This window comes from Ruminococcus sp. (assembly GCF_017549005.1).
Lineage (GTDB): Bacteria > Bacillota > Clostridia > Oscillospirales > Ruminococcaceae > Ruminococcus.
On sequence record NZ_JAFYYT010000047.1, the window covers coordinates 1 to 21,242 of the forward strand.

Annotated in this window: 12 protein-coding genes; 9 read left to right on the forward strand and 3 right to left on the reverse strand. The window is 47.5% G+C overall.

Going from position 1 to position 21,242, the window contains the following annotated elements; genetic code table 11:
- The 4 genes from IKW96_RS11660 to IKW96_RS11675 all read left to right on the forward strand — a co-directional run.
- A partial coding sequence (locus IKW96_RS11660; RefSeq protein ID WP_296574941.1) for a DUF5620 domain-containing protein occupies positions 1–1,813 on the forward strand: 1,813 nt, incomplete at its 5' end.
- Positions 1,814–2,085: 272 nt separating this feature from the next.
- Entirely contained in the window at positions 2,086–2,343 is a 258-nt protein-coding gene (gene secG / locus IKW96_RS11665) for a preprotein translocase subunit SecG (protein WP_296574944.1), read from the forward strand.
- A gap of 102 nt (positions 2,344–2,445) precedes the next feature.
- Positions 2,446–4,626 carry a ribonuclease R gene (rnr, locus tag IKW96_RS11670; protein WP_296574949.1) on the forward strand — a complete coding sequence of 727 codons (2,181 nt, stop codon included), beginning with the start codon at positions 2,446–2,448 and terminating at the stop codon, positions 4,624–4,626.
- Positions 4,626–5,387 (forward strand): hypothetical protein, encoded by a 762-nt coding sequence (locus IKW96_RS11675; RefSeq protein WP_296574952.1) that lies wholly within the window; start codon positions 4,626–4,628, stop codon positions 5,385–5,387. The genes rnr and IKW96_RS11675 overlap by 1 nt, the downstream gene beginning before the upstream one ends.
- A 67-nt stretch (positions 5,388–5,454) precedes the next feature.
- Here IKW96_RS11675 and IKW96_RS11680 read toward each other — a convergent pair whose 3' ends face one another.
- From IKW96_RS11680 to glmM, 3 genes are all read right to left on the reverse strand, one after another.
- Positions 5,455–7,263, reverse strand: a complete 1,809-nt coding sequence (locus IKW96_RS11680; RefSeq protein WP_296574955.1) for a Na/Pi cotransporter family protein — start codon at positions 7,261–7,263, stop codon at positions 5,455–5,457.
- 160 nt (positions 7,264–7,423) lie between these two features.
- Complete coding sequence (locus IKW96_RS11685) at positions 7,424–8,998, reverse strand: lipopolysaccharide biosynthesis protein (RefSeq protein WP_296574958.1); 1,575 nt, start codon at positions 8,996–8,998, stop codon at positions 7,424–7,426.
- Positions 8,999–9,224: 226 nt separating this feature from the next.
- Positions 9,225–10,610 (reverse strand): phosphoglucosamine mutase, encoded by a 1,386-nt coding sequence (gene glmM / locus IKW96_RS11690; protein WP_296574961.1) that lies wholly within the window; start codon positions 10,608–10,610, stop codon positions 9,225–9,227.
- Between the two features lie 358 nt (positions 10,611–10,968).
- Here glmM and IKW96_RS11695 point away from each other — a divergent pair, with 358 nt between their 5' ends.
- From IKW96_RS11695 to fliB, 5 genes are all read left to right on the forward strand, one after another.
- The gene (locus IKW96_RS11695; protein ID WP_296574965.1) at positions 10,969–14,403 is read left to right on the forward strand and encodes a YfhO family protein; all 3,435 of its coding nucleotides are present in this window, start codon (positions 10,969–10,971) and stop codon (positions 14,401–14,403) included.
- Positions 14,404–14,814: 411 nt separating this feature from the next.
- Entirely contained in the window at positions 14,815–17,091 is a 2,277-nt protein-coding gene (locus IKW96_RS11700) for a cellulase family glycosylhydrolase (RefSeq protein ID WP_296574967.1), read from the forward strand.
- A 353-nt stretch (positions 17,092–17,444) separates the two neighbouring features.
- Positions 17,445–18,143, forward strand: a complete 699-nt coding sequence (locus tag IKW96_RS11705; protein ID WP_296574969.1) for a CpsB/CapC family capsule biosynthesis tyrosine phosphatase — start codon at positions 17,445–17,447, stop codon at positions 18,141–18,143.
- A 48-nt stretch (positions 18,144–18,191) separates the two neighbouring features.
- Entirely contained in the window at positions 18,192–20,129 is a 1,938-nt protein-coding gene (locus tag IKW96_RS11710; RefSeq protein WP_296574971.1) for a nucleoside-diphosphate sugar epimerase/dehydratase, read from the forward strand.
- A 56-nt stretch (positions 20,130–20,185) separates the two neighbouring features.
- Positions 20,186–21,235, forward strand: coding sequence for a flagellin lysine-N-methylase (gene fliB, locus IKW96_RS11715; protein ID WP_296574974.1), 1,050 nt, complete (start codon positions 20,186–20,188; stop codon positions 21,233–21,235).
- Positions 21,236–21,242: the final 7 nt, after the last annotated feature.

Consider the following 21,242-nt stretch of genomic DNA (forward strand, 5'->3'; position numbering starts at 1 on the left):
AACAGCTCAGATGTGCTCGCTCGTAGCTGCAAAGCACGGCAAGGGTGACGCAGGCTGGGCAAAGGGTCAGATGCAGTACCTCACAGGCGACAAGGCATTCGCTAACGGTCAGTCATACTGTCTCGTCTGCGGCTTCAAGCCCAACGCTTCAAAGAATCCTCACCACAGAGCAGCTTCAGGCACAAACAGTGCAGCTGAGTCAAATGACGGCGTACAGAACAAGTACACACTCATAGGCGCTCTCTGCGGCGGTCCTACAGACGCAAACGGCTCTTACAGAGATGTTCGTTCAGACTATGTAAGCAACGAGGTTGCTTGTGACTACAACGCAGGTTTCGTCGGCGCAGCTGCTGGTCTCTACAGCATTTACAAGACAGGTTCTATTGAGACAAGCATTGAGGGCGTAACAAAGATCTACGGCGGCAACGGCAGCTCAAACAACAACAATAATAATAACAACAATCAGCAGCAGACAACTACAACAACTCAGCCAAACAACAACAATAATAACAACAATAACAACACAACTACAACAACTAAGCCTAATAACAACAATAATAACAATAACAGCTCATCTTCAAGCGACGGCTACACAATCAAGCCTAACAAGAAGGTAACATACAGTGCTCTCGGCGAAGACGAGAGAATGATCGGCTTCCCATACGAGGACTTCGACATTCCTACAGGCACAAAGATCACAGAGGTAGAGGTTAATATCTCTGCTAACAAGAACATCGGCAAGTATGTTGGTCAGTTCGGTACTTCCACAACTGACAAGGAGAACGGCTACTGGGCAATGGGCGACGAGATCACTCAGTCCATCAGCGGCAACTCAGGTACTATCTCATGGAAGGTTCCTTCGGACATCGCTTCTATCATCCAGACTCAGTACGGCGGTGAGATCAAGTTCGGTGTTTGGTGGATCGACTGTGACGATTTCACAATCGACTCTGTAACTCTCAAGACAGGCAGCTCATCAGGCAGCAGCTCAAACAATAATAATAACAACAATAATAACACTTCAAATAACAATAACAGCAGCTCGTCTTCAAGCGACGGCTACGAGATCAAGCCCAACAAGAAGGTAACATACAGTGCTCTCGGCGAAGACGAGAGAATGATCGGCTTCCCATATGAGGACTTCGATATTCCTTCAGGCGCAAAGATCACAGAGGTTCAGGTAGATATCTCTGCAAGCAAGAACATCGGCAAGTATGTTGGTCAGTTCGGTACTTCCACAACTGACAAGGAGAACGGCTACTGGGCAATGGGCGACGAGATCACTCAGTCCATCAGTGGCAACTCAGGTACTATCTCATGGAAGGTTCCTTCAGACATCGCTTCTATCATCCAGACTCAGTACGGCGGTGAGATCAAGTTCGGTGTTTGGTGGATCGACTGCGACGATTTCACCATCGACGCTGTAAGACTCAAGACAAGCGGTTCTTCAAGCAATAACACAACTACTACAAAGGCAACTACTACTACAACAAGAACCACAACTACAACTACAAAGGCTACCACAACAACTACAACTACTACCGAAGCTCCCAAGCAGGACAAGCCTACACTTCTCGGCGACTCCAACTGCGACGGTATGGTTGATCTGTCAGATGCAGTTCTCATCATGCAGGCTCTTGCTAACCCCAACAAGTACGGCAAGCAGGGTACTGGTGAGCTCCACATCACAGAGCAGGGCTGGATCAATGCAGACGTACATCAGAAGGGCAACGGCGTTTCTACAAACGACGCTCTTGCAATTCAGATGAAGCTTCTCGGCAGGATCAGCGGATTCCCGATCGACGTTCTTTAATTGATTATTCCAAGCAGATACTTCAATGGAGGGTGTGATAAGATATCTTATCACACCCTCCGAATTTATACTGATGAGTATCGCCTTACCCCTGATACTCTTTTCCGGTCACTTGACAAGTTGTAGGTTTTGAACAATTTTGCACAGTTTTTTTGTCTTGCTTTTTCACGTAAAACTCTTGCAAATCATGGCTTTCTGTGATATAATAGTAAAGCTAATTTAAATATTTCGGCTCGTACCGTAAATCATACTTATTATCCGGAGGTATTTTTATGTCAACTTTAGAGATCATCGGCGGAGTAGTTATACTCGCTATAAGCCTTATTACTATTATCCTCTGCCTCTCACAGGAGCAGAAGTCACAGGACAGCATGACAGCAGCGCTCACAGGTGCAAGTGCTGATTCATTCTACGGCAAGAACGAGGGAAGAACAAAGGAAGCTATCCTCGGAAAGATCACAAGAACACTTTCCATTCTCCTCTTTATTGTTGTGCTTGCAGTAAACATCATACCGATCTTCAAGAAGTAATGAATTGCCCTGTGACTGAGGTCATGGGGCTTTGCTTTTATTGCCGGTACCGCGGCATAATGCGGATTTTCCGCGTTATTATACGGAATTAAGGAGACTTTTATGTCAGAAAAGCCAAAAAAGAAACAAACAAACAAAAAAGGAGGCTCAGTCACCTCCGTTGAGAGCTATAAAAATAAAATAGTCACTTTTCTCAAAGCCTACGGGAAGAAATCCATGTCCATAAGCGAGCTCGAGTCAAAATGCAGGACAAAGAAATCGGGCAGGGAGAACTTCACAACAGCCTTTGCGGAGCTCCGCACAGAGGGCGTTGTCATGATGAAAAAGGGCATGAAAGCCGCTCTCTGCTCACGTATAAATGTTTACCCCGGAACTGTCACAAGGCTCAGCAGGACTTTCGGCTTTGCAGTTACCGACGACGGCACGGAGTACTTCATACCCGGAAAGTGTATGCTCGGAGCCATGCCAAACGACAGGGTGCTCATTTCTCCCATCGCTTCGCGCTCTGGAGAGCCCGAGGGCGAGATACTGGATATACTTGAGTTCGGCAGCTCACAGCTCACAGGTAAGATAGAATACGAGGACGGCAGACCTTACCTCGTCCCCGATACAGCTTCGAGAAATCATATAATCATAGTCCGCGAGGAAAGCATTCCCTTTGAGAATGGGGACAAGGTGCTGGCGGAGATAGTTTACCGCGGCCGCAGACACGCCGAGCACAAGGTGAAGATAACCCTTGTTTTCGGAAGCTCCGACTACGCGGCTTCTTCGGCGGCTTCGATACTCGTTGTACACGGCGCTCCCACAGCTTTCCCCGAGGAAGTCCTCAGGGAAGCGCGGAAGATATCCGAGGGCGGCGTACAGGAGTACTCTGTCAATAACCGCGAGGATCTCCGCGATATGACCATATTCACCATAGACAGCGCAGAGTCAAAGGATCTGGACGACGCTGTATCGCTTCAAAAGACGCGGAAGGGCTACTGCCTCGGCGTCCATATCGCCGACGTTTCCCACTACGTCAAGGGCAACAGCGCTCTCGACAAGGAAGCGCTCATGCGCGGAACAAGTATTTACTACGCCGATAAGGTGATACCAATGCTCCCGAAGGAGCTGTCAAACGGTATCTGTTCACTTAATCCCGACGAGGACAGACTTACGCTCTCGGCATTCATGGAGCTCGACAAGGAGGGAAATATGCTCTCCTACCGCTTCTGCAAGAGCGTTATACGTTCCCGTGTAAAGGGCGTATATTCGGAGATAAACCGCATACTTGACGGCAGCGAGACCGATGAAATCGCCGAAAAGTACAAAGAGGTACGCAGCAGTATCACGCTCATGAATGAGCTTGCGGATAAGCTCATAGCAAGGAAAAAGCTCCGCAACGCTCCAGAGATAGAGACATCAGAAAGCAAACTTATAATCAACGAGGACGGCATATGCTGCGACGTACAGCCCCGTGAGCGAGGCAAGTCCGAGCGTATCATCGAGGAGTTCATGCTTACAGCAAACGAAGCTGCCGCAAAACTGGCAAAGGAGAAGAACGTACCCTTTGTGTACCGTATACATGAAGCTCCTCCCGAAGCCAAGACCGAGGCTCTCCATGAGATACTGCCGAAATACGGCTTTGAATGCCCGCATTTCAGCGAATTCAAGCCCGTTCACGCCGCTAAGATACTGGAAAGCGCCCGTGATACGGAGAAGTTCGAGGCAGTCAATATGCTGGTGCTCCGCTCAATGGCAAAGGCGAAGTACTCCCCCGAGCCTCTCGGACATTTCGGACTGGTGCTGGACGACTACGCACACTTTACCTCGCCTATAAGGCGTTATCCCGACCTTGCCATACACCGCATAATCACGGATATACTGGCAGGCTACAACAACGAGTGGCTCAACAAGCGGTATGCAGGCTTTGCCGTAAACGCTGCCGAACGCTCCTCCGCCGCAGAGATACGCGCCATAACCATTGAGCGCGAATGTGAGGACTGCTACAAGGCGGAGTATATGAAAGCACACATCGGCGAGAGCTTCACCGCTAAGATATCGGGAGTTACGGAGTTCGGCTTCTATGCGGAGCTCCCCAATACCGTGGAGGGACTCGTCCACATAAGGACGCTCCCCGAGGGAGAATACGACTATACAGAGCCTGTATCGCTTACTGAGCGTTTCACAGGCGTATCATACACTCTCGGACAGACTGTACAGGTAGTCTGCGCCGCAGTCAGCGTCAGTGACGGAACCATTGATTTCGTTCTCGATGACGACGAAGATGAGGAGGAACTTTAATGAAAAAAATATCAGCAATTATCGCAGCAGCAGCTTTTACAGCAGCACTCGTATCATGTGCAGGCGAAAAGACGGGAACAGCTCCCTCAAAGCCTGACGAGCCCGAGACTACAGCCGCAGCAACAGAGGTGACTTCTGAGGAAGCGACCACAAAAAAGACCACAGCTGTGACAACTACCGCTAAGGCTACAACAACGACTCAGCCCGACCCTCTCGGCGGCGGAGCTTTTGAGTACAACGAGGACGGAGCTGTAGTCTTCAAGGCTGACAGCAAGGACGCTGACGACCGTACTGTGATATCGGCAGCACAGGCGCTTTTCGAGTCAGCCTGCCGTACCCAGTGGAACTTCACAGTAGGCTGTCCTTTCAAGACCGATGAGCAGTTCATCGAGACAGGCGATTTCAACTGGCGCTATTATCACATCTCCGACAGCAGTATCAAGACCTTTGCGGACGTTGAGAAAGCTTATCAGAAGGTATTCAGCGACCGCTACAAGACCGTTGACCTTTCCACTCTCTATGTTGAGCAGGACGGGGGAGTATATGCTCTTTCCGGTGCAAGAGGAGCCGATATATACTACACAGGCTCAAAAATAACGGAAATAAAGTCCAGGACCGATGATGAGATAGTATTTACAGTGGAAAACTACTACAGCGACAGCGACTACGGCGAGGGGCCGAATACGCAGACCGAGGAGTTCTCGGCAGTTATCGGCACCGATAACATATGGAAAGCAGGAAAGTTCTCGCTTCCATACTGAACTTCTTCAACAAACAATAACAAGCCCGAAAGTGATTCTTGCGAACCTCTTTCGGGCTTGATCCTTTTTATGCGTTGACTTCCTGTGCACCCAGCCTGCGGAAATAATCCTCGGCATAGGCACGGTATTCCGTTCTGAATACCTCGTCGTTCTCCTTTACCTCGTGGAGGTAAGCGTGGAGATTGGTCTTTTCGTCTGTCTCGATAAGACAGCCTGCGATATTTGAGCAGTGATCCGATATACGTTCGAGGTTGGTGAGTACGTCCTGGAAGATGTAGCCAAGCTCTACGGTACACTCGTCGTTCTGCAGTCTGCGGATATGTCTGTTTTTCAGCTCGGTGCTGAGATTGTCCACAACTTCTTCAAGAGGCTCGACCTTGTGGGCGATCTTGAGGTCGTTGTTCATGTATGCGTCCATAGCCTTGTTTACGTTTTCTGCGATAGCGTCGGTGATGACTGTTATCTCATTTATGCACTCGTCAGAGAACATTATGCCCTTTTCGTGCATTTCCTGAGCCGATTCAACAAGGTTTACCGCATGGTCGGAAATTCTCTCGAAGTTTCCTACACAGTGCATCATCTTCGATACGCTTCGGCTGTCAGCGCCTGTGATACTTGCTTTTGAAAGCTTGATAAGGTAGCTGTTGATCTTGTCCTCATAGCCGTCGATTATGTCCTCGTTCTCGATGATAGTTTCGCAGGCATTCTCGTCATAGCCTGTGAGGAGTTTCAGCGACATGAGGATAGTCTCTCTTGTAAGCTCTGCCATCTGATTTGTAGCCGAGATACAGGTGTGAACAGCTACGGCAGGAGTTTTCAGCAGGATAACATCGAGACCTGTAAGAGTTCTTCTTGTGTCCCTGACTTCTTCCTTGCCGTCCTTTACGACTATCTTTGAGAGAGCCACAAGCTGCTTTGTGAACGGCATGAACATCACTGTTGTAGCCACATTGAAGATAGTGTGCATTACCGCGATACCAACGTATCCTACGGTCTTGCTCATGATACCGAGACCTATGACGTTCTGGAGTATCATGATAATGGGAAGAAGCACCAGTGTGCCGATTATCTTGATGATTATATGTGTCCATGCAACACGCTTTGCATCCTTGCTGACGCCGACTGTTGAAAGGAGAGCCGTTACGCAGGTACCGATGTTACAGCCCATGATTATCGGCAGCGACATACCCCAGGTAAGACCGCCCGTCTTTGAGAAAGCCTGTAATATACCGATAGAACCTGCTGAGCTCTGGATTATGCCTGTGAATACTGTTCCCACGAGAACGCCGAGCACAGGATTGTGGAATGCTGTGAGCACCCTCTGGAAATCAGGCGAGCTTGCCAGCGGATCGACGGAATCCGACATGAATGTCATACCTGTCATAAGGACTGCAAAGCCAACAAGTATACGTCCTACGTCCTTTTTCTTGTTCTTTTTCGCGAACATGATAAGTATTGTTCCCGCAAGAGCTATGAGCGGCGAGAACGATACAGGCTTCAGAAGCCTCAGGATAAAGCTGACGATGCCGCCCTCTCCCGAATCCTTGATGCCGTCAAGACAGAGTATCCATGCCGTAAAGGTAGTACCTATATTCGAGCCGAAGCAAACTCCGATAGTCTGCTCCAGGGTCATGATACCCGAGTTTACAAAGCCTACGAGCATTACGGTCATAGCCGACGAGGACTGTATAGCAACAGTAACGCCCATTCCGAGAAGAATAGCCTTGAGCTTATTCTCGGTCATTTTTTTCAGTGCGACTTCGAGCTTGCCGCCCGTGAGTTTTTCAAGTCCTGTGGACATTACCTTCATACCGTAAAGGAAGAAAGCAAGTCCGCCCACAAGGGTGAAAATGTTAAAAATCGAAAACTCTTCCATATGTTCTCCTGATCTTTCTTTATCTGTAATAATATATTTTTCCCTTCTGATTATATTATATCAGGTTATATCTCAGAGTCAATGATTTCAGCAATAGTTTAACGTGAATTTAACATTGCAAAAAAATAACAGCCCCTTTCGGAGCTGTTATGTATATCATTTATTTTTTCTTTGACTTCTTCGGATTTTTTTCCGCTTCTTTTTCAGCGGCTTCCTCGATAGCCTCGATAACTTCCTCGAGATCATCATCGTCGTCGTCATAATCATCATCTGTGCTCTTTACAGCCTTTTTCCTGTTGTCGCGCTTGAGAGCCGAGATAAATGCAACTGCAAGGTATATAGCAAAGATGAGTATCTCAAAAATTATTATGGACTTGAGAGACGCATTTAATGCCTGCATAATACCTGCTGATGCTGACTTTGAAGCGTAAGCAAGGACAGTATAGGCATTTGCGAACTGAACGTTCTCATAGTAGTCGTTGGCTGTCTTTTCCGTAAGGTCAACTATATTTGCGACCTTTTCCTTGAGACTCTCGAGATCAGCCTCAACCTTTTCGATATTTGCTCTTGAACTTGTCTTGTCGGAATTGAGAGCTTCCTTTCTTGACTCATAGAACTTTATATCCTGTGTTGTCTGAGCAAGATTTGCTTCAATACTGGTCTTCGACTTGAACATTGCATCATACTGATCGGAATGTATCGAAGATGTACCGTTTATGCTCTCAGCTCCTGCACCGATGAATGTAGCAGAGTCCTTTACGTACTTTGCGATAGAGGCATCAAGAGCTGCAAGTCTCTCTGCATACTCGTCCTTGTCGCGCTTGAGGTTTTCTATTGTGTAATCATAGTATGCAAGAGCAGAGTTCTTGTCCTTTGTAACGTTGTTAACTGAAATATAGGACGAGATCCTGTCAAGGTCAATGCTTGTGACAGTCTTTGCATACTCTGAAAGGTCGTTGAATGAAAAGCCTGTTACGCTTGAACGGAATGCTGTATTGTCTTCCTTTGCGAGTTCGTTGAGATAATTTCTTACATTTCTGAGCGAAGTCCTGTAAAGGTCGATCTGCTGAGCATAGTCATAGTCCTCGGAATCAACGGCTGTAACAGCAGCGCCGAGAGGCTTGTTGAAGCCGTAGAGCTGATAGAAGTACTCGCCGTAGCAGTCAAGGATCGTATTGAGTATCTCAGTACCTGTTGTCTTGTCGAAGCCGGCTTTGCTGTAATCGAAAACTACATAAAACTGCGTAGGGTAATATTTAACGTCGAGCATTGCCTGTGCAGCAGAAAGGCTTCCGCTTGTAGCCTTTTCCATGACGCTGTTGTAGGCTTTGAGCTTTTCATAAGCGTCCTGTGGCATTTTATAGCCGAAACTGATGTTTCTTCTGACATCCTCAAGGCTTTCGATATCGAGGCCCATTTCCGTAAGAGCCATTTCTATAACTCTCGGGCTCTTCATTGTCTCTATATCGAAATCTCCGCCCTTTTTAGGGTCGAGTCCCTGTTCGATACCGTCATATGTAAAGCTTACGATAGCCTGTGCAGGCGTTGCACTGGAAAAAGTCCTGAATGCCGATAATGAAAATACAGCAAGAGCTGCTATTATCGCAACAACTATCCATGCCGTCAGAAATCTCTTCAGCTGCTTAAAAATAGAAGAAACCGAAATAATTACCTCATCGTTTTCTTCCTGATTCTTGATCGTAATATTGAGATTACGCTCATTATTCTTAGCCATTTCAACCTCCATATTTACCAAAACATTTATATTACGGCACAATACGCCGTAAGAATAATTATATCACTAACAGGGCATATAGTCAATAGAAAGAACAAATTTCCAGTAATTAGCTGAAATTAATAACTACGCACCGATGTCAGTTTGACAAAATATACTAACGGGAAAAAACAGCGCTCCCGACAGTATTCTGCAAAGAGCGCCGATATTCCGCATTATTGTATTATTATAATGTATGTCCTTTTAACTTTATAACGTTCACAACTCTGTCAACGCAGCTGCGGCATACAGATTCCTGCTCTGCCTCTACCATAACTCTTACGAGAGGCTCTGTACCGCTTTCACGGACGAGTATTCTTCCCGAATCTCCCAGCTCTGCTGCGACCTTGTCCACCTCTGCACGAACGTCAGGGTCAGCCTGTGCAGCAGCCTTATCCTTTACCTTTACATTCTCGAGTACCTGCGGATATACGGTAAACGGAGCAGCAAGCTCACTGAGCTTCTTCTCGCGTGACATGATGACCTGCATGATCTTGAGGCTGGTGAGTATGCCGTCGCCTGTTGAAGCATACTTCGAGAAGATGATGTGTCCGGACTGCTCACCGCCGATACAGCAGCCGTGTTCCTTCATATACTCGTAAACGTACTTGTCGCCGACAGCTGTCTTGGCGTAATCAACGCCGATCTCGTCAAATGCTCTGTAGAGTCCGAAGTTGGACATTACAGTAGTAACGACTGTATTGTTTATGAGCTTTCCGCGCTCCTTCATGTATCTTCCGTATATATAGAGGATATGGTCGCCTGTGATGACGTTTCCCTTTTCGTCAACACAGAGACATCTGTCAGCGTCGCCGTCATATGCAAAGCCTGCGTCGAGACCCTTTTCGACTACGAACTTCTGAAGTCCCTCGATATGTGTTGAACCGGCGTTGTTGTTGATATTCACGCCTGTAGGCTCGGCATTGATAACGTAAGTCTCAGCTCCGAGAGCCTCAAAAACAGACTTGGCGATGTTCCATGCAGCTCCGTTAGCGCAGTCGAGACCTATCTTCTTGCCTCTGAAAGAGTACATTCCGAGAGAGATGAGGTAGCCGAGGTAACGGTTCCTGCCTGCAACATAGTCAACGCTTCTGCCGATCTTTTCGCCGTGAGCAAAAGGCACCTCAGGCCAGTCCTGACCGAAAGCATTGAGCTTTCCGTCGAGATAAGCCTCAACGAGATCTATGACCTCGTCCTCCATTTTCTCGCCCTGACCGTTTATGAGCTTGATACCGTTGTCATAGTAAGGGTTGTGGCTTGCGGAGATCATGATACCGCAGTCAAAGCTGTCAACTCTTGATATATATGCAACAGAAGGCGTAGTTGTAACGTGGAGCAGATATGCGTCAGCACCCGAAGCTGTAAGTCCGCCTACCAGTGAATACTCGAACATATAGCTTGAACGGCGTGTGTCCTTGCCTATAACGATACGTGCAGGAGTATCATCGCCCTTTCTTCTTCTGAGCTCGCCGTAGTACCAGCCGAGGAAGCGTCCTACCTTGTATGCATGGTCTGCTGTAAGATTTTCGTTAGCCGTGCCTCTGAATCCGTCAGTTCCAAAATATTTTCCCACTTTGTCTTATCTCCTTATACATTTTTTGTACGCAAGGCCTTAAAAAAGACCCATAACGACATAATTATAGCACTTTGCGGCCCGTCAGTCAATGCTTTTCCGAAATATTTTCCATAAATATTATAATATGTATGCTCCGCAGGTGCCGAATGGATACACCTCCATAATATTATACGTATGAAAAGCCGAAAACTCTCAGGTATTTCTGAAAAAATTCCTTAAAATCAAAATTTTGTTCCTTGTTGGTAAAGTATCCTTATTTTGGTATTGCAAAAGGTAAAGTTTTGTAGTATAATAAAAAATAGTATAAAATCGGGTATTATGGCTCTATATGCCCGAGGCAAAAGGAGGAACAAAATTGGCTAAGTCAAAAAATACGGGCACAAAGCCAAAAAGCACTGCTGCCCGCAACAAGATCGGCAGCACTAAACCCGCTATCACAGCCGCTGACATCATAGCTGAGAAAAAAGGCGCAAAGTACAAGCCGCTATTCTATATAGCGTCGTTCCTGATACCCTTTCTTCTTACATTCGTGTCATACATCGGCTTCGACGTCTACCCCTTCGGCGAGCGTTCAGTGCTCACACTGGACCTCAACGGCCAGTACATTTACTACTTTGAATCCCTGAGAGACGCATTCTGGGGTGACGGAAGCGCCTTCTACAGCTGGAGCCGAAACCTTTCGGGCGGCTTCATGGGTATCATAGGATACTACCTCGCAAGCCCGTTCACTCTGATCGTAATGCTTCTCCCGAGAAAGATGATACTCGAAAGCGTAATGATCATGCAGATGACAAAGGTGGGCGCGGCAGGTCTCACGTTCAGCGTTTACGCACAGAAGTCAAAGAACCTCAGACCGCTCCAGTCTATAATGTTCTCCACAATGTACGCTATGATGGCATACGTCGTTATCCAGCTCATAGACCCCATGTGGATCGACGGACCTGTATTCCTTCCGCTGATAATCCTCGGCGTTGAATACCTCATAGACGACGGAAGAAAGATCAACTACATCATACCTACGGCTCTGATGTTCGTTGCCAACTTCTATATCGGCTTCATGATAGCCATATTCATAGCCATATACTTCTTCTACTACCTGTTCTTCGGTACGAACCGCAAGTTCAAGAATATCGGCGAGTACGGAAAGGTAGTCCTGCGAATGGGCATATCCACGCTGGTGGTGCTCATGTGCAGCTATATCATGATAATGCCTGTTTACAATGCGCTGGCTCTCGGTAAGTTCGACTTCTCCGAGCCCGACTACAGCTACAGGGCGATGTTCAATCCCCTCGAGCTCGTACCATGTCTGCTCCCGAACCAGTACTACTCGGTAAACGTTGACGAGGGCACACGTTTCTACGGACGTCCCGAGATATACTGCGGCGTGCTCACATTCGTCCTTCTCCCCCTCTTCTTCATAAACAAGAAGATCAAGGTAAACAAGAAGATCGGTTACGGACTCCTTTCGTTCGTACTCATTTTCAGTATGTATGTAAAGCCCATAAATATGCTGTGGCACGGCGGTCAGGATCCTAACTGGCTCCCTTACAGATATTCGTTCCTGCTTTCATTCGTGTTCGTATCAATGGCAGCGGATATCTTCTCGAACCTCGAGGGCTACAAGATGTCGCCTGTCAGCGCAAGCGTGTCCGCGGCGATAGTCGGCATACTAACGGCGGTATTCTGCGCCAAGATGAAGGACTTCAACTACAATGAGGAGAAGTACAAGTACGTTGCCATCTACCCGTACAAGGCTAATATGGAGCGCGGCTCCGACAGCTGGGAAGAGCTCTGGCTGGGTACGGTCGCATTCGGACTTATCCTCGGAGCTATATACCTCGTGGCGGTCTACTGCTACAGCCACACAAGGACAAAGAAAGCAAGAAACGCCATATCAGTGGGAATGGCTCTCCTCATATTCTTCGAGACAGGCTATAACTGCTACGACTCGTTCAGAAAGATATTCAAGGAGGTCGGAAACTCCGACCGCAGCACATATACCGAGATAATGACAGCCCCCGACGTTGTAAAGGAGCTTGAAAATTACGACGGCGGCTTCTATCGTGCGGAAAAGACCTTCAACAGAATGGTCAACGACGACCTTGCATACGGTCTCAAGGGTATATCCCACTCCAGCTCGGTAATGAACGCAAGAGCTATCACATTTATCGAGACTATGGGCTACTTCACACAGAGCTTCGAGTCGAAATATGAGGGCTGCAACCCTGTTGCGGACTCTATCCTCGGCATAAAGTACGTCCTTGACGATCCTGTCAGAACAAATATCGGCTCTACGGTAGACGCTTCGTACATCTATCGCTTCTCGAAAGAATACAGGAAGGACAAGGACATTCCTGCAACAATGGATATCTGGGAGAACCCCAATGCTCTTAATATAGGCTATATGGCTGACGATGACATTCTCAACCTGACAGGTCTCGGAAACGACAACCCGTTCAACAGCCTCAACAACTTCCTCAGCGCTATGGCAGGAAGTACCGAGGATTTCGCAAACCTCACCCCAAGACAGTATTACGTACCTTTCGACTATACCGTAAAGTACGACGATACAAAGGTATATCTCCACGATTATGACCACGGCGGCACTATCCACGACTGCTATGAGGCTTTCGCAGGAGTTGACGACGCTGTAGTAAACATCGACGTTACAGTTCCGAATGAAGGAAACATCTATATGCACCTCGGCTCTGAAATGAGAAAGGCGTGCAACGTATGGGTAGCCGTAAAGGACGAGGACGGAGTTTACAGAGGTCAGAAAACAGGCGATGAGAACTACGACGGCTACGGCACCTACTTCAATACAAACTCATCGCCTATCGTGAGAATGGGTCCGTTCCACAAGGGTGACGAGGTCGAGATAAGACTTACCATTCCGCCTACAGGCGCTAATCAGACGTATACGGGAAGCAACGAGTACCTCATGGTAAGAAAGAACTCGGGCTTCAACTTCTACTACCTCGATCAGGAAGCTTTTGAGGAGGATATCGCAAAGCTCAAGACAAATCCGTGGGAGCTCGACATGAGCAAGACCAATGACCGCTATCTCGTAGGAGATGTTGATGCACAGGAAGGTCAGATACTCATGACCACCATTCCTTACGAACCCGGCTGGGAGGTACAGATCGACGGAAAGACCGTACAGAGCCAGATCGTAGAGGAAAAGAACCCCGATACGAAAAAGACTACCCTTTTGAATGCAGACGGTGCAGAGGGCGAGATAATCGTTCTCGGAACACTCATAGGTATCCGCGTTCCCGCAGGTCATCACACCGTATCAATGAAGTATACGCCGCCGGGCTTCAATATGGGAATAGTTACTCTGATCCTGGGTATCATCGCACTTGTGCTCTTCTATATGTACGACAGAAAGCACAACAAGATACTCATCGAGAGACTCAAGGCCAAGAAGCTCATAAAGAGCGGCGAAGCTGACAAGGCTGTTGAGGAAGCAGAGAACGTAAAGAAGTCTTCCAAAAAGAACATTATCAAGTCCAAGGGCGCTATCACGGAAGAACCCCTGAAAAAAGCAAAGGACAAGGCAGAAGAGGCTGCGGAGGATATCAAGGATAAGGTCAAGGAGACTGCCGAGGATATCGCTGACGAAGCTGAAGAAGCTGCTGAGGACATTGCAGAAGCAGCCGAAGAAGCTGCGGAAGATATCAGTGAGGAAGCTGAGAAGGCTGCCGAAGATATCGCGGAAGAAACTGCCGAGACTGCCGAAAGCGCAGTTGAAAGCGTTCTTGAAGAAGCAAAAAAGAAGAAAAAGTAAAATATTATCCAAGCCCCTGCTGTTGCAGGGGCTTTTTGCTGCGCAAATAACCCCTTCACGAGCGGTTGCTGATGGCTAAACAAAATAGCAATATCAAGAACTAAAAATTAATAAAGTGTGTATATGGTAACTGGATTTACATAAAAAGTAATATTTTGTTTAATAGCATGAAAATATTATATCAAAATAACAATAAGGAAACATAAATCCGCAAGGTATGCGGATTTCATTGGCATTTGTACTAATTATCCCACCAATATTTCTATGCTAAATTTGTTGCATTTTGCACAAAGTATCTTGACTTTTTTCTACATATATGCTAAACTATAAGTGTCAAATGCTTTAGGGTTACTGCACTGGACCTTAAAGGAAAACAACCCAAACTAACAATATTTTAGGGAGGAAAATATCATGTTCAATTCATCTAAGAATGTGAAGCGTTTCATAAGCATTTCTGCTGCTGCAGTATGTATGCTTTCATCGCTCCGCATTGCTCCGCTTGACAACTATGTTGTTGCTGCGGACAAAACAATGACAGCTTTTGAGATTACAGAAAACATGAAGATCGGCTGGAACCTCGGTAATACTCTTGACGCAAAAGCAGGTGACGCCAAGGGCGATTTCACCACAGCAGGTCTCGAGACAGAAACAGCATGGGGCTGCCCCAAGGCAAGCCAGCAGCTTTTTGACGCACTCAAGGCTAAGGGCTTCAACACAGTCCGTATCCCGACAACATGGTTCCAGCACCTTGACTCAGACAACAACATCGACCCGCAGTGGATGGCTCGTGTTAAGGAAGTTGTAGATTACGGTATCAAGAACGATATGTACATAATCCTCAACGTTCACCACGAGAACTGGATAAACAGAGGCGACCTTCTTAACGCTTACAATGATATCCAGCCAAAACTCATGAAGATCTGGACTCAGATCGCTACAGAGTTCAAGGACTACGACCAGCACCTCATTTTTGAGTGCATGAACGAGCCCCGTGCAGTTGGTACAGACCACGAGTGGTGGGCTGCAAAGGCAGTTCCCGAGTGCGAAGTTATCAACAAGCTCGAAGCTGACTTCGTAAAGCTCATCAGAGGCATGGACGGCGATTACGCAAAGACCCGTCTCCTTATGCTTCCCGGCTACTGTGCAAGTGCCGAGCAGACATTCCTCAAGGAGATCGACGTTCCCGACGATCCGTATGTAGCTATTTCTATCCACGCTTATACACCTTATGACTTCACTATGAATACAGCTGTTGCAGATCACTCTGTATTCACAGGCGCTTACGCTCAGAACCTCGCTGATACACTCCAGGGTATGCGCGATCTCTTCCTTGACAAGGATATCCCTGTTGTAATCGGCGAAATGGGCACATCAAACTTCGGAAACACAGAAGCTCGTGTAGAGTGGACAAACCTCTACTTCTCAACAGCAAAGAAGTACGGTATCCCATGCTGTCTCTGGGACAACAACACAGAGTCAAACCCCAAGGATCCCGGCGAGTGCCACGGCTATATCAACCGTGAGACAGGCGAGTGGTATCAGACAAGCCTTCCTGTTATCAACAAGATGATGGAAGTTATGAACGATACATCTATCAAGTGGGGCAGCGAAAGAAAGATACCTACCTACAATCATCAGGACCTCTCGGCAGGTACTGTTTTCAGAGACAAGGCTGTAGAGATCGACGCTTCCAAGTCAAAGACCTACGAGAACACAACTCCCGGTCAGGAGATCTCATGGTCACAGCTTGAGGGCAAGGAAGTTGCTATCAAGTTCACAGGTACAACTCCTATCCTCGCATTCTCAGACGCTGAGTACGGCAACTGGACAGAATTCAAGCCTTACGTAGTTGACGAGGCTAACGGCATAGCTTACTACCTCGTAAGCAAGCAGCTCCCCGCTGCATGGAAGGACCTTTCAACAGTTAACCATATGCAGGCAAGAACAGACGACGTTACCAACATCGAGAAGATCGTTATCCTTACAGCTCCCGAGGTTGATATCGAAGTTGAAGTTGACAAGACCAAGAAGTACAAGATCGATTTCGCCAACGCTCAGGCAGGCGACGACCTTATCCTTACATTCAAGGGCGAAAAGAACACTGTTACCAACGGATGTGTAGGCTATAACGGCGACGGCTGGGAGCAGGTAGAGTGGAAGGGCACAACAGATGCCAACGGCGACCTCACAGTTAAGATACCTATGAGCAAGTTCCCTGCAGGTATCGCTTCTGCTGAGTGCCAGATCTGGTATCAGGCAGAGCTCGTAGACATGGTTGAGTACAACTTCGGTGCTGCAGCTGTTGAGACAACTACTACCACAACAGAAGCAACCACAACAACTACAACCACTACAACAACTACTACAAGCACAACCACAACAACAGCAACTACTACTACAACCGAGGCTACAACTTCAACTGTTACATCTTCAAAGACAGACGGACCTCATACAGGCGGTCTCTCAGGCGATGCTAACCTTGACGGTCAGGTAGACCTCAGCGACGCTGTAAAGATCATGCAGTCCCTTGCTAACCCCAACAAGTATACACTTGAGGAATATGGCAAGCTCAATGCTGACGTTTACGGAAACGACGGCGTTACTGTAAAGGACGCTCAGGTTATCCAGCTTTACCTCCTCAACCTCGTAAAGTCTCTCCCCGTTGCAGAAGGTACAGTTATCGACTGATAGCTAAGCACTAATTGATCCATATACCTCTTAAAAAGCAGCTGCTTATGCAGCTGCTTTTTTGTTTCTGCAAGCCGGAGCGTTCACGATCGCACCGCAGAGCGTTATCTCTCTGATAATATATTTTTAGTATTAACATTGATATTGATTGTTTATGAACTATAAAACAAAATTAATTAAATTTTCCCTATTGACAAATACACTTAAATTATTATATAATTATAGCGGTATCGCAGGATAGATACACGAAAACATATAATGCGATTTTTTATGCAATATTATAAAAGCGAAAAATATATATAATGCTTTAACAATTAAATGTACAGAACAAAGAAAAAGGAAGACAACAGAATATGCTTACTGATTACCATTGTCACATTCTGCCGTTTATGGACGACGGCGCTGCAGACGTGGAAACAGCTCTTGAAATGATAGAAATAATGAAAGAGCAGGGAGTTGAGCGTATCATAGCAACTCCCCATTTCTATGCCCATGAGGAAAGATCACTGACAGAATATCTGCTGCGGCGGGAAGACGCTCTTGACAGCGTATGGGACACAGCCGCCGTTCCGAATATAGTGCTCGGCGCGGAGATCGCCATAGAGCACGGTGTTTCAAAAATCCAAGGTATCGAGCAGCTTGCTTTCGAGGATTCCGATATGATACTCCTTGAGCTGCCCTACCGCGAACATGAAGACTGGATGTCAGAGGAGATAAACGCTTTCTCTTCGGAACTCGGTCTTACGGTGATACTCGCACACGTTCACCGTTATCTTCAGTATTATTCGCCCGAAAATATTGAAAAGCTGCTGAAATTAGACGCTGTTTTCCAGTTCAACAACGACGCCTTCCTCGTTCCCGAAGAGGAAGAGTTCCTCGGAAGAGTACTGAAAAGCGGCAAAAAGGTGGTGTTCGGCAGCGACGCGCATAATACCGAAGGCAGACGACCTAACTGGGATATGTTGACAGAAAAATGCGATCCCGGTATACTAAAGGCTTCGGACGAGCTTCTTGAGCCTGCAAGTCTGATCGTTACTGCACAAAATATTTGATAGAAGGAGAATATCAGCTCCTTGCAGGGCTGATGGGGGGTTAAGGTTTTGAAAAAATTATTGGAAAAGTTCAGCTTCAGGCGGGCTATACTCGTTCTGGCAGACGCTTTTATCGTTGTAACTGCGTCACTTATCACGAATTTCACACTGTCTTTCTTCGGAAAGGCGATAAGCAGCTCGGGACTGCTCATAAGCTTCATAATAGGCGCTTTAACCTGTTGCAGCTGCCTGTTTATTTTCAACGCTTACAATAAGCTGTGGAGATTCTTCAACAAGCACGATTACTTATCCTGTTTTTACGGAGTAGTCTTCGGCTTCTTTTCTTCCGGCATCATCGTTTATTTGATACGCAAGCAGGTGCCTCTCAGCTTCATGTGCCTGCACGGAGCACTTACTCTCATCGGCGTATGCCTGTTCAGGTTGCTTTTCAAGGAGGCTTTCGTCACCATCAAGGCTTCCGCAACTGACAGTACCAAGAAGCGTACCATGATAGTCGGCGGCGGTCAGACCTGCAAAATGATACTCACAGAGATCAAGAACGCACAGAGGTCTGCTTCCGATAACATCTCCGCAGACTACGAGCCCGTTTGTATCATCGATGACGACAGAAGCAAGATAGGTACGGAAATACAGGGCATTACCGTAGTCGGAACCACCAGTGAGATAATAAAATACGTGGATCAGCACCACGTTGAGCAGATAATCTTCGCTATCCCCTCATGCCTCGACGACGAGAAAAAGAGGATACTGGACATCTGTGCGGGAACAAATCTTCCCGTTAAGGTCGTTCCCTTCATAGGAAACCTTATTTTCAACGACAAGAACAATCCTCTGCTCTCGCAGATGCATGATATCAGGTTCGAGGATCTTCTCGGACGTTCACCTATAAAATTCGACAATGAGGATATACGCGATTTCATCAGCGGCAAGGTCTGCATGGTAACAGGCGGCGGCGGTTCTATCGGCTCCGAGCTTGTCCGTCAGATAGCAAAGTACGACCCTGAGCGCGTGATTATAGTCGATATCTATGAGAACAACGCCTACGATATCCAGCAGGAACTCATAATGGAGTACGGCGACAGCCTCAAGCTCACAGTGCTTATCGCTTCCGTAAGAGACTACGACCGCATGAATTCCATTATGGACAAGTACAAGCCCAATATCATTTTCCATGCGGCTGCACACAAGCACGTTCCCCTTATGGAAAATTCGCCTATGGAAGCTATAAAGAACAACGTTATCGGCACATTCAATGTAGCGACTCTGGCGCAGTTCCACAACGTACAGAAGTTCGTCATGGTCTCAACCGACAAGGCGGTAAACCCCACCAACGTAATGGGAGCTTCAAAGCGCTGCTGCGAAATGATAATACAGTACCTCTCTCAGCAGCATGACGGCTGCACCGAGTTCGTGACCACACGCTTCGGCAACGTCCTCGGCTCCCACGGCTCTGTAATACCGCTCTTCCGCAAGCAGATAGAGAGCGGCAAGCCCGTGACTGTAACTCACCCTGACGTTATCAGGTACTTCATGACTATACCCGAGGCAGTCAGCCTCGTTATGGAAGCTGCCGCAATAGCTCACGGAGGAGAGATATTCGTGCTTGATATGGGTCAGCCCGTACATATCGTAAAGCTTGCTGAAAACCTTATCCGTATGTACGGCAAGAAGCCGTATACCGACGTGGAGATAAAGTTCACAGGTCTCCGTCCTGGCGAAAAGCTTCGTGAGGAGCTCCTCATGAACGAGGAGGGTCTGAAGCAGACCTCCAACAAGCTCATATTCATCGGAAATCAGATAGAGCTGAACTGCGATGTCTTTATAAGAAAGCTCCGCAGGCTCCGCAACGCTGCCAACCACAACCTCAACGAGGAAGCCGTTCAGGCGCTGCACGATATAGTTCCGACATTCACGACTCCCGAGGAGTTCAACAGAGCGGAGCTCATAAAGGAACACAAAAACCTCAGGGCTATGACAAAAAACTGATTTATGCTAAAAAAGGGACTGTTGATCAGTCCCTTTGCTTTTGCAAGGAGGATACTATGATTTACCGTACACCCGTATACTGCCGCGATTTCCGCTGTATCGCAGGCGAATGCAGGGACAGCTGCTGTAAGGGCTGGGAGATAGACATAGACGAGGCTGCTGCTGCGAAATACGCGGCGGTAAAGGGCGCTTTCGGCGAAAGGCTGCGGAATAGTATAAAAGACGGCAGCTTTGTGCTCACAGAGGACGAGCGCTGCCCGTTTCTCAATAAAGAGGGGCTCTGCGACATCTACACCGAGCTCGGCGAGGAGAACCTCTGCCATATATGTGCCGAGCATCCACGGTATTTCGAGTGGTTCGGCACTGTCAAGGAGGGCGGGACAGGGCTTTGCTGCGAAGCCTCGGCACGGCTGATACTCTCCCGCCCATTTGAGCTGTGCGAGGAGGAAGTTCCCTTTGAAGAAGCCGCAGGCGAGTACGACGAGGAGCTCTTTGATATGCTGCTCGAAGCCCGTACAGCTATGCTCGAAGCTGTATGCAGCGATGATACGCCGTTCGCGGAGGCTCTCTGCTATGTCCTTGACACGGCAGTAAAGGCACGGGAGTGCATAGATATGCCAACCGCACGGAACGAAGCCGAAGTTGACTGCGATAGGGCTTTGCAGGCAATATTCCGCTGTTTCTCAGAGCTCGAACCCATTGACGAAAAATGGCTTCCCTATATACGGAGCTGTGCGGAGAAGCTCAAAGGCGCTGTACCTGCCGATGCGGAGCATATCCCGTATCTTCGCAGGATAGCCGCATATTTTCTCTTCCGTTACGTCATGAAGAGCGTTTACGACGGAAATATCCTTGGCTATGCGTCTTTTGCAGTTGTCAGCACCCTTTTCATCGGCGAGCTGTTCCGCTGTGATACTGCCGGAAACGGTGCCCGGAGCTTTGAGGACTGTGCCGAAACAGCGAAAAACTACTCAAAAGAGACCGAATACTGCGAAGAAAACATGGAAAAGCTGCTGGAACTCTTTGAAACAGAGGACTATTTCTCGGTAAATACGCTTAAAGCTGTCATCAGAGCTGTTTTCGGCGAAAATGTGGACGATATCTGAAAAAAAC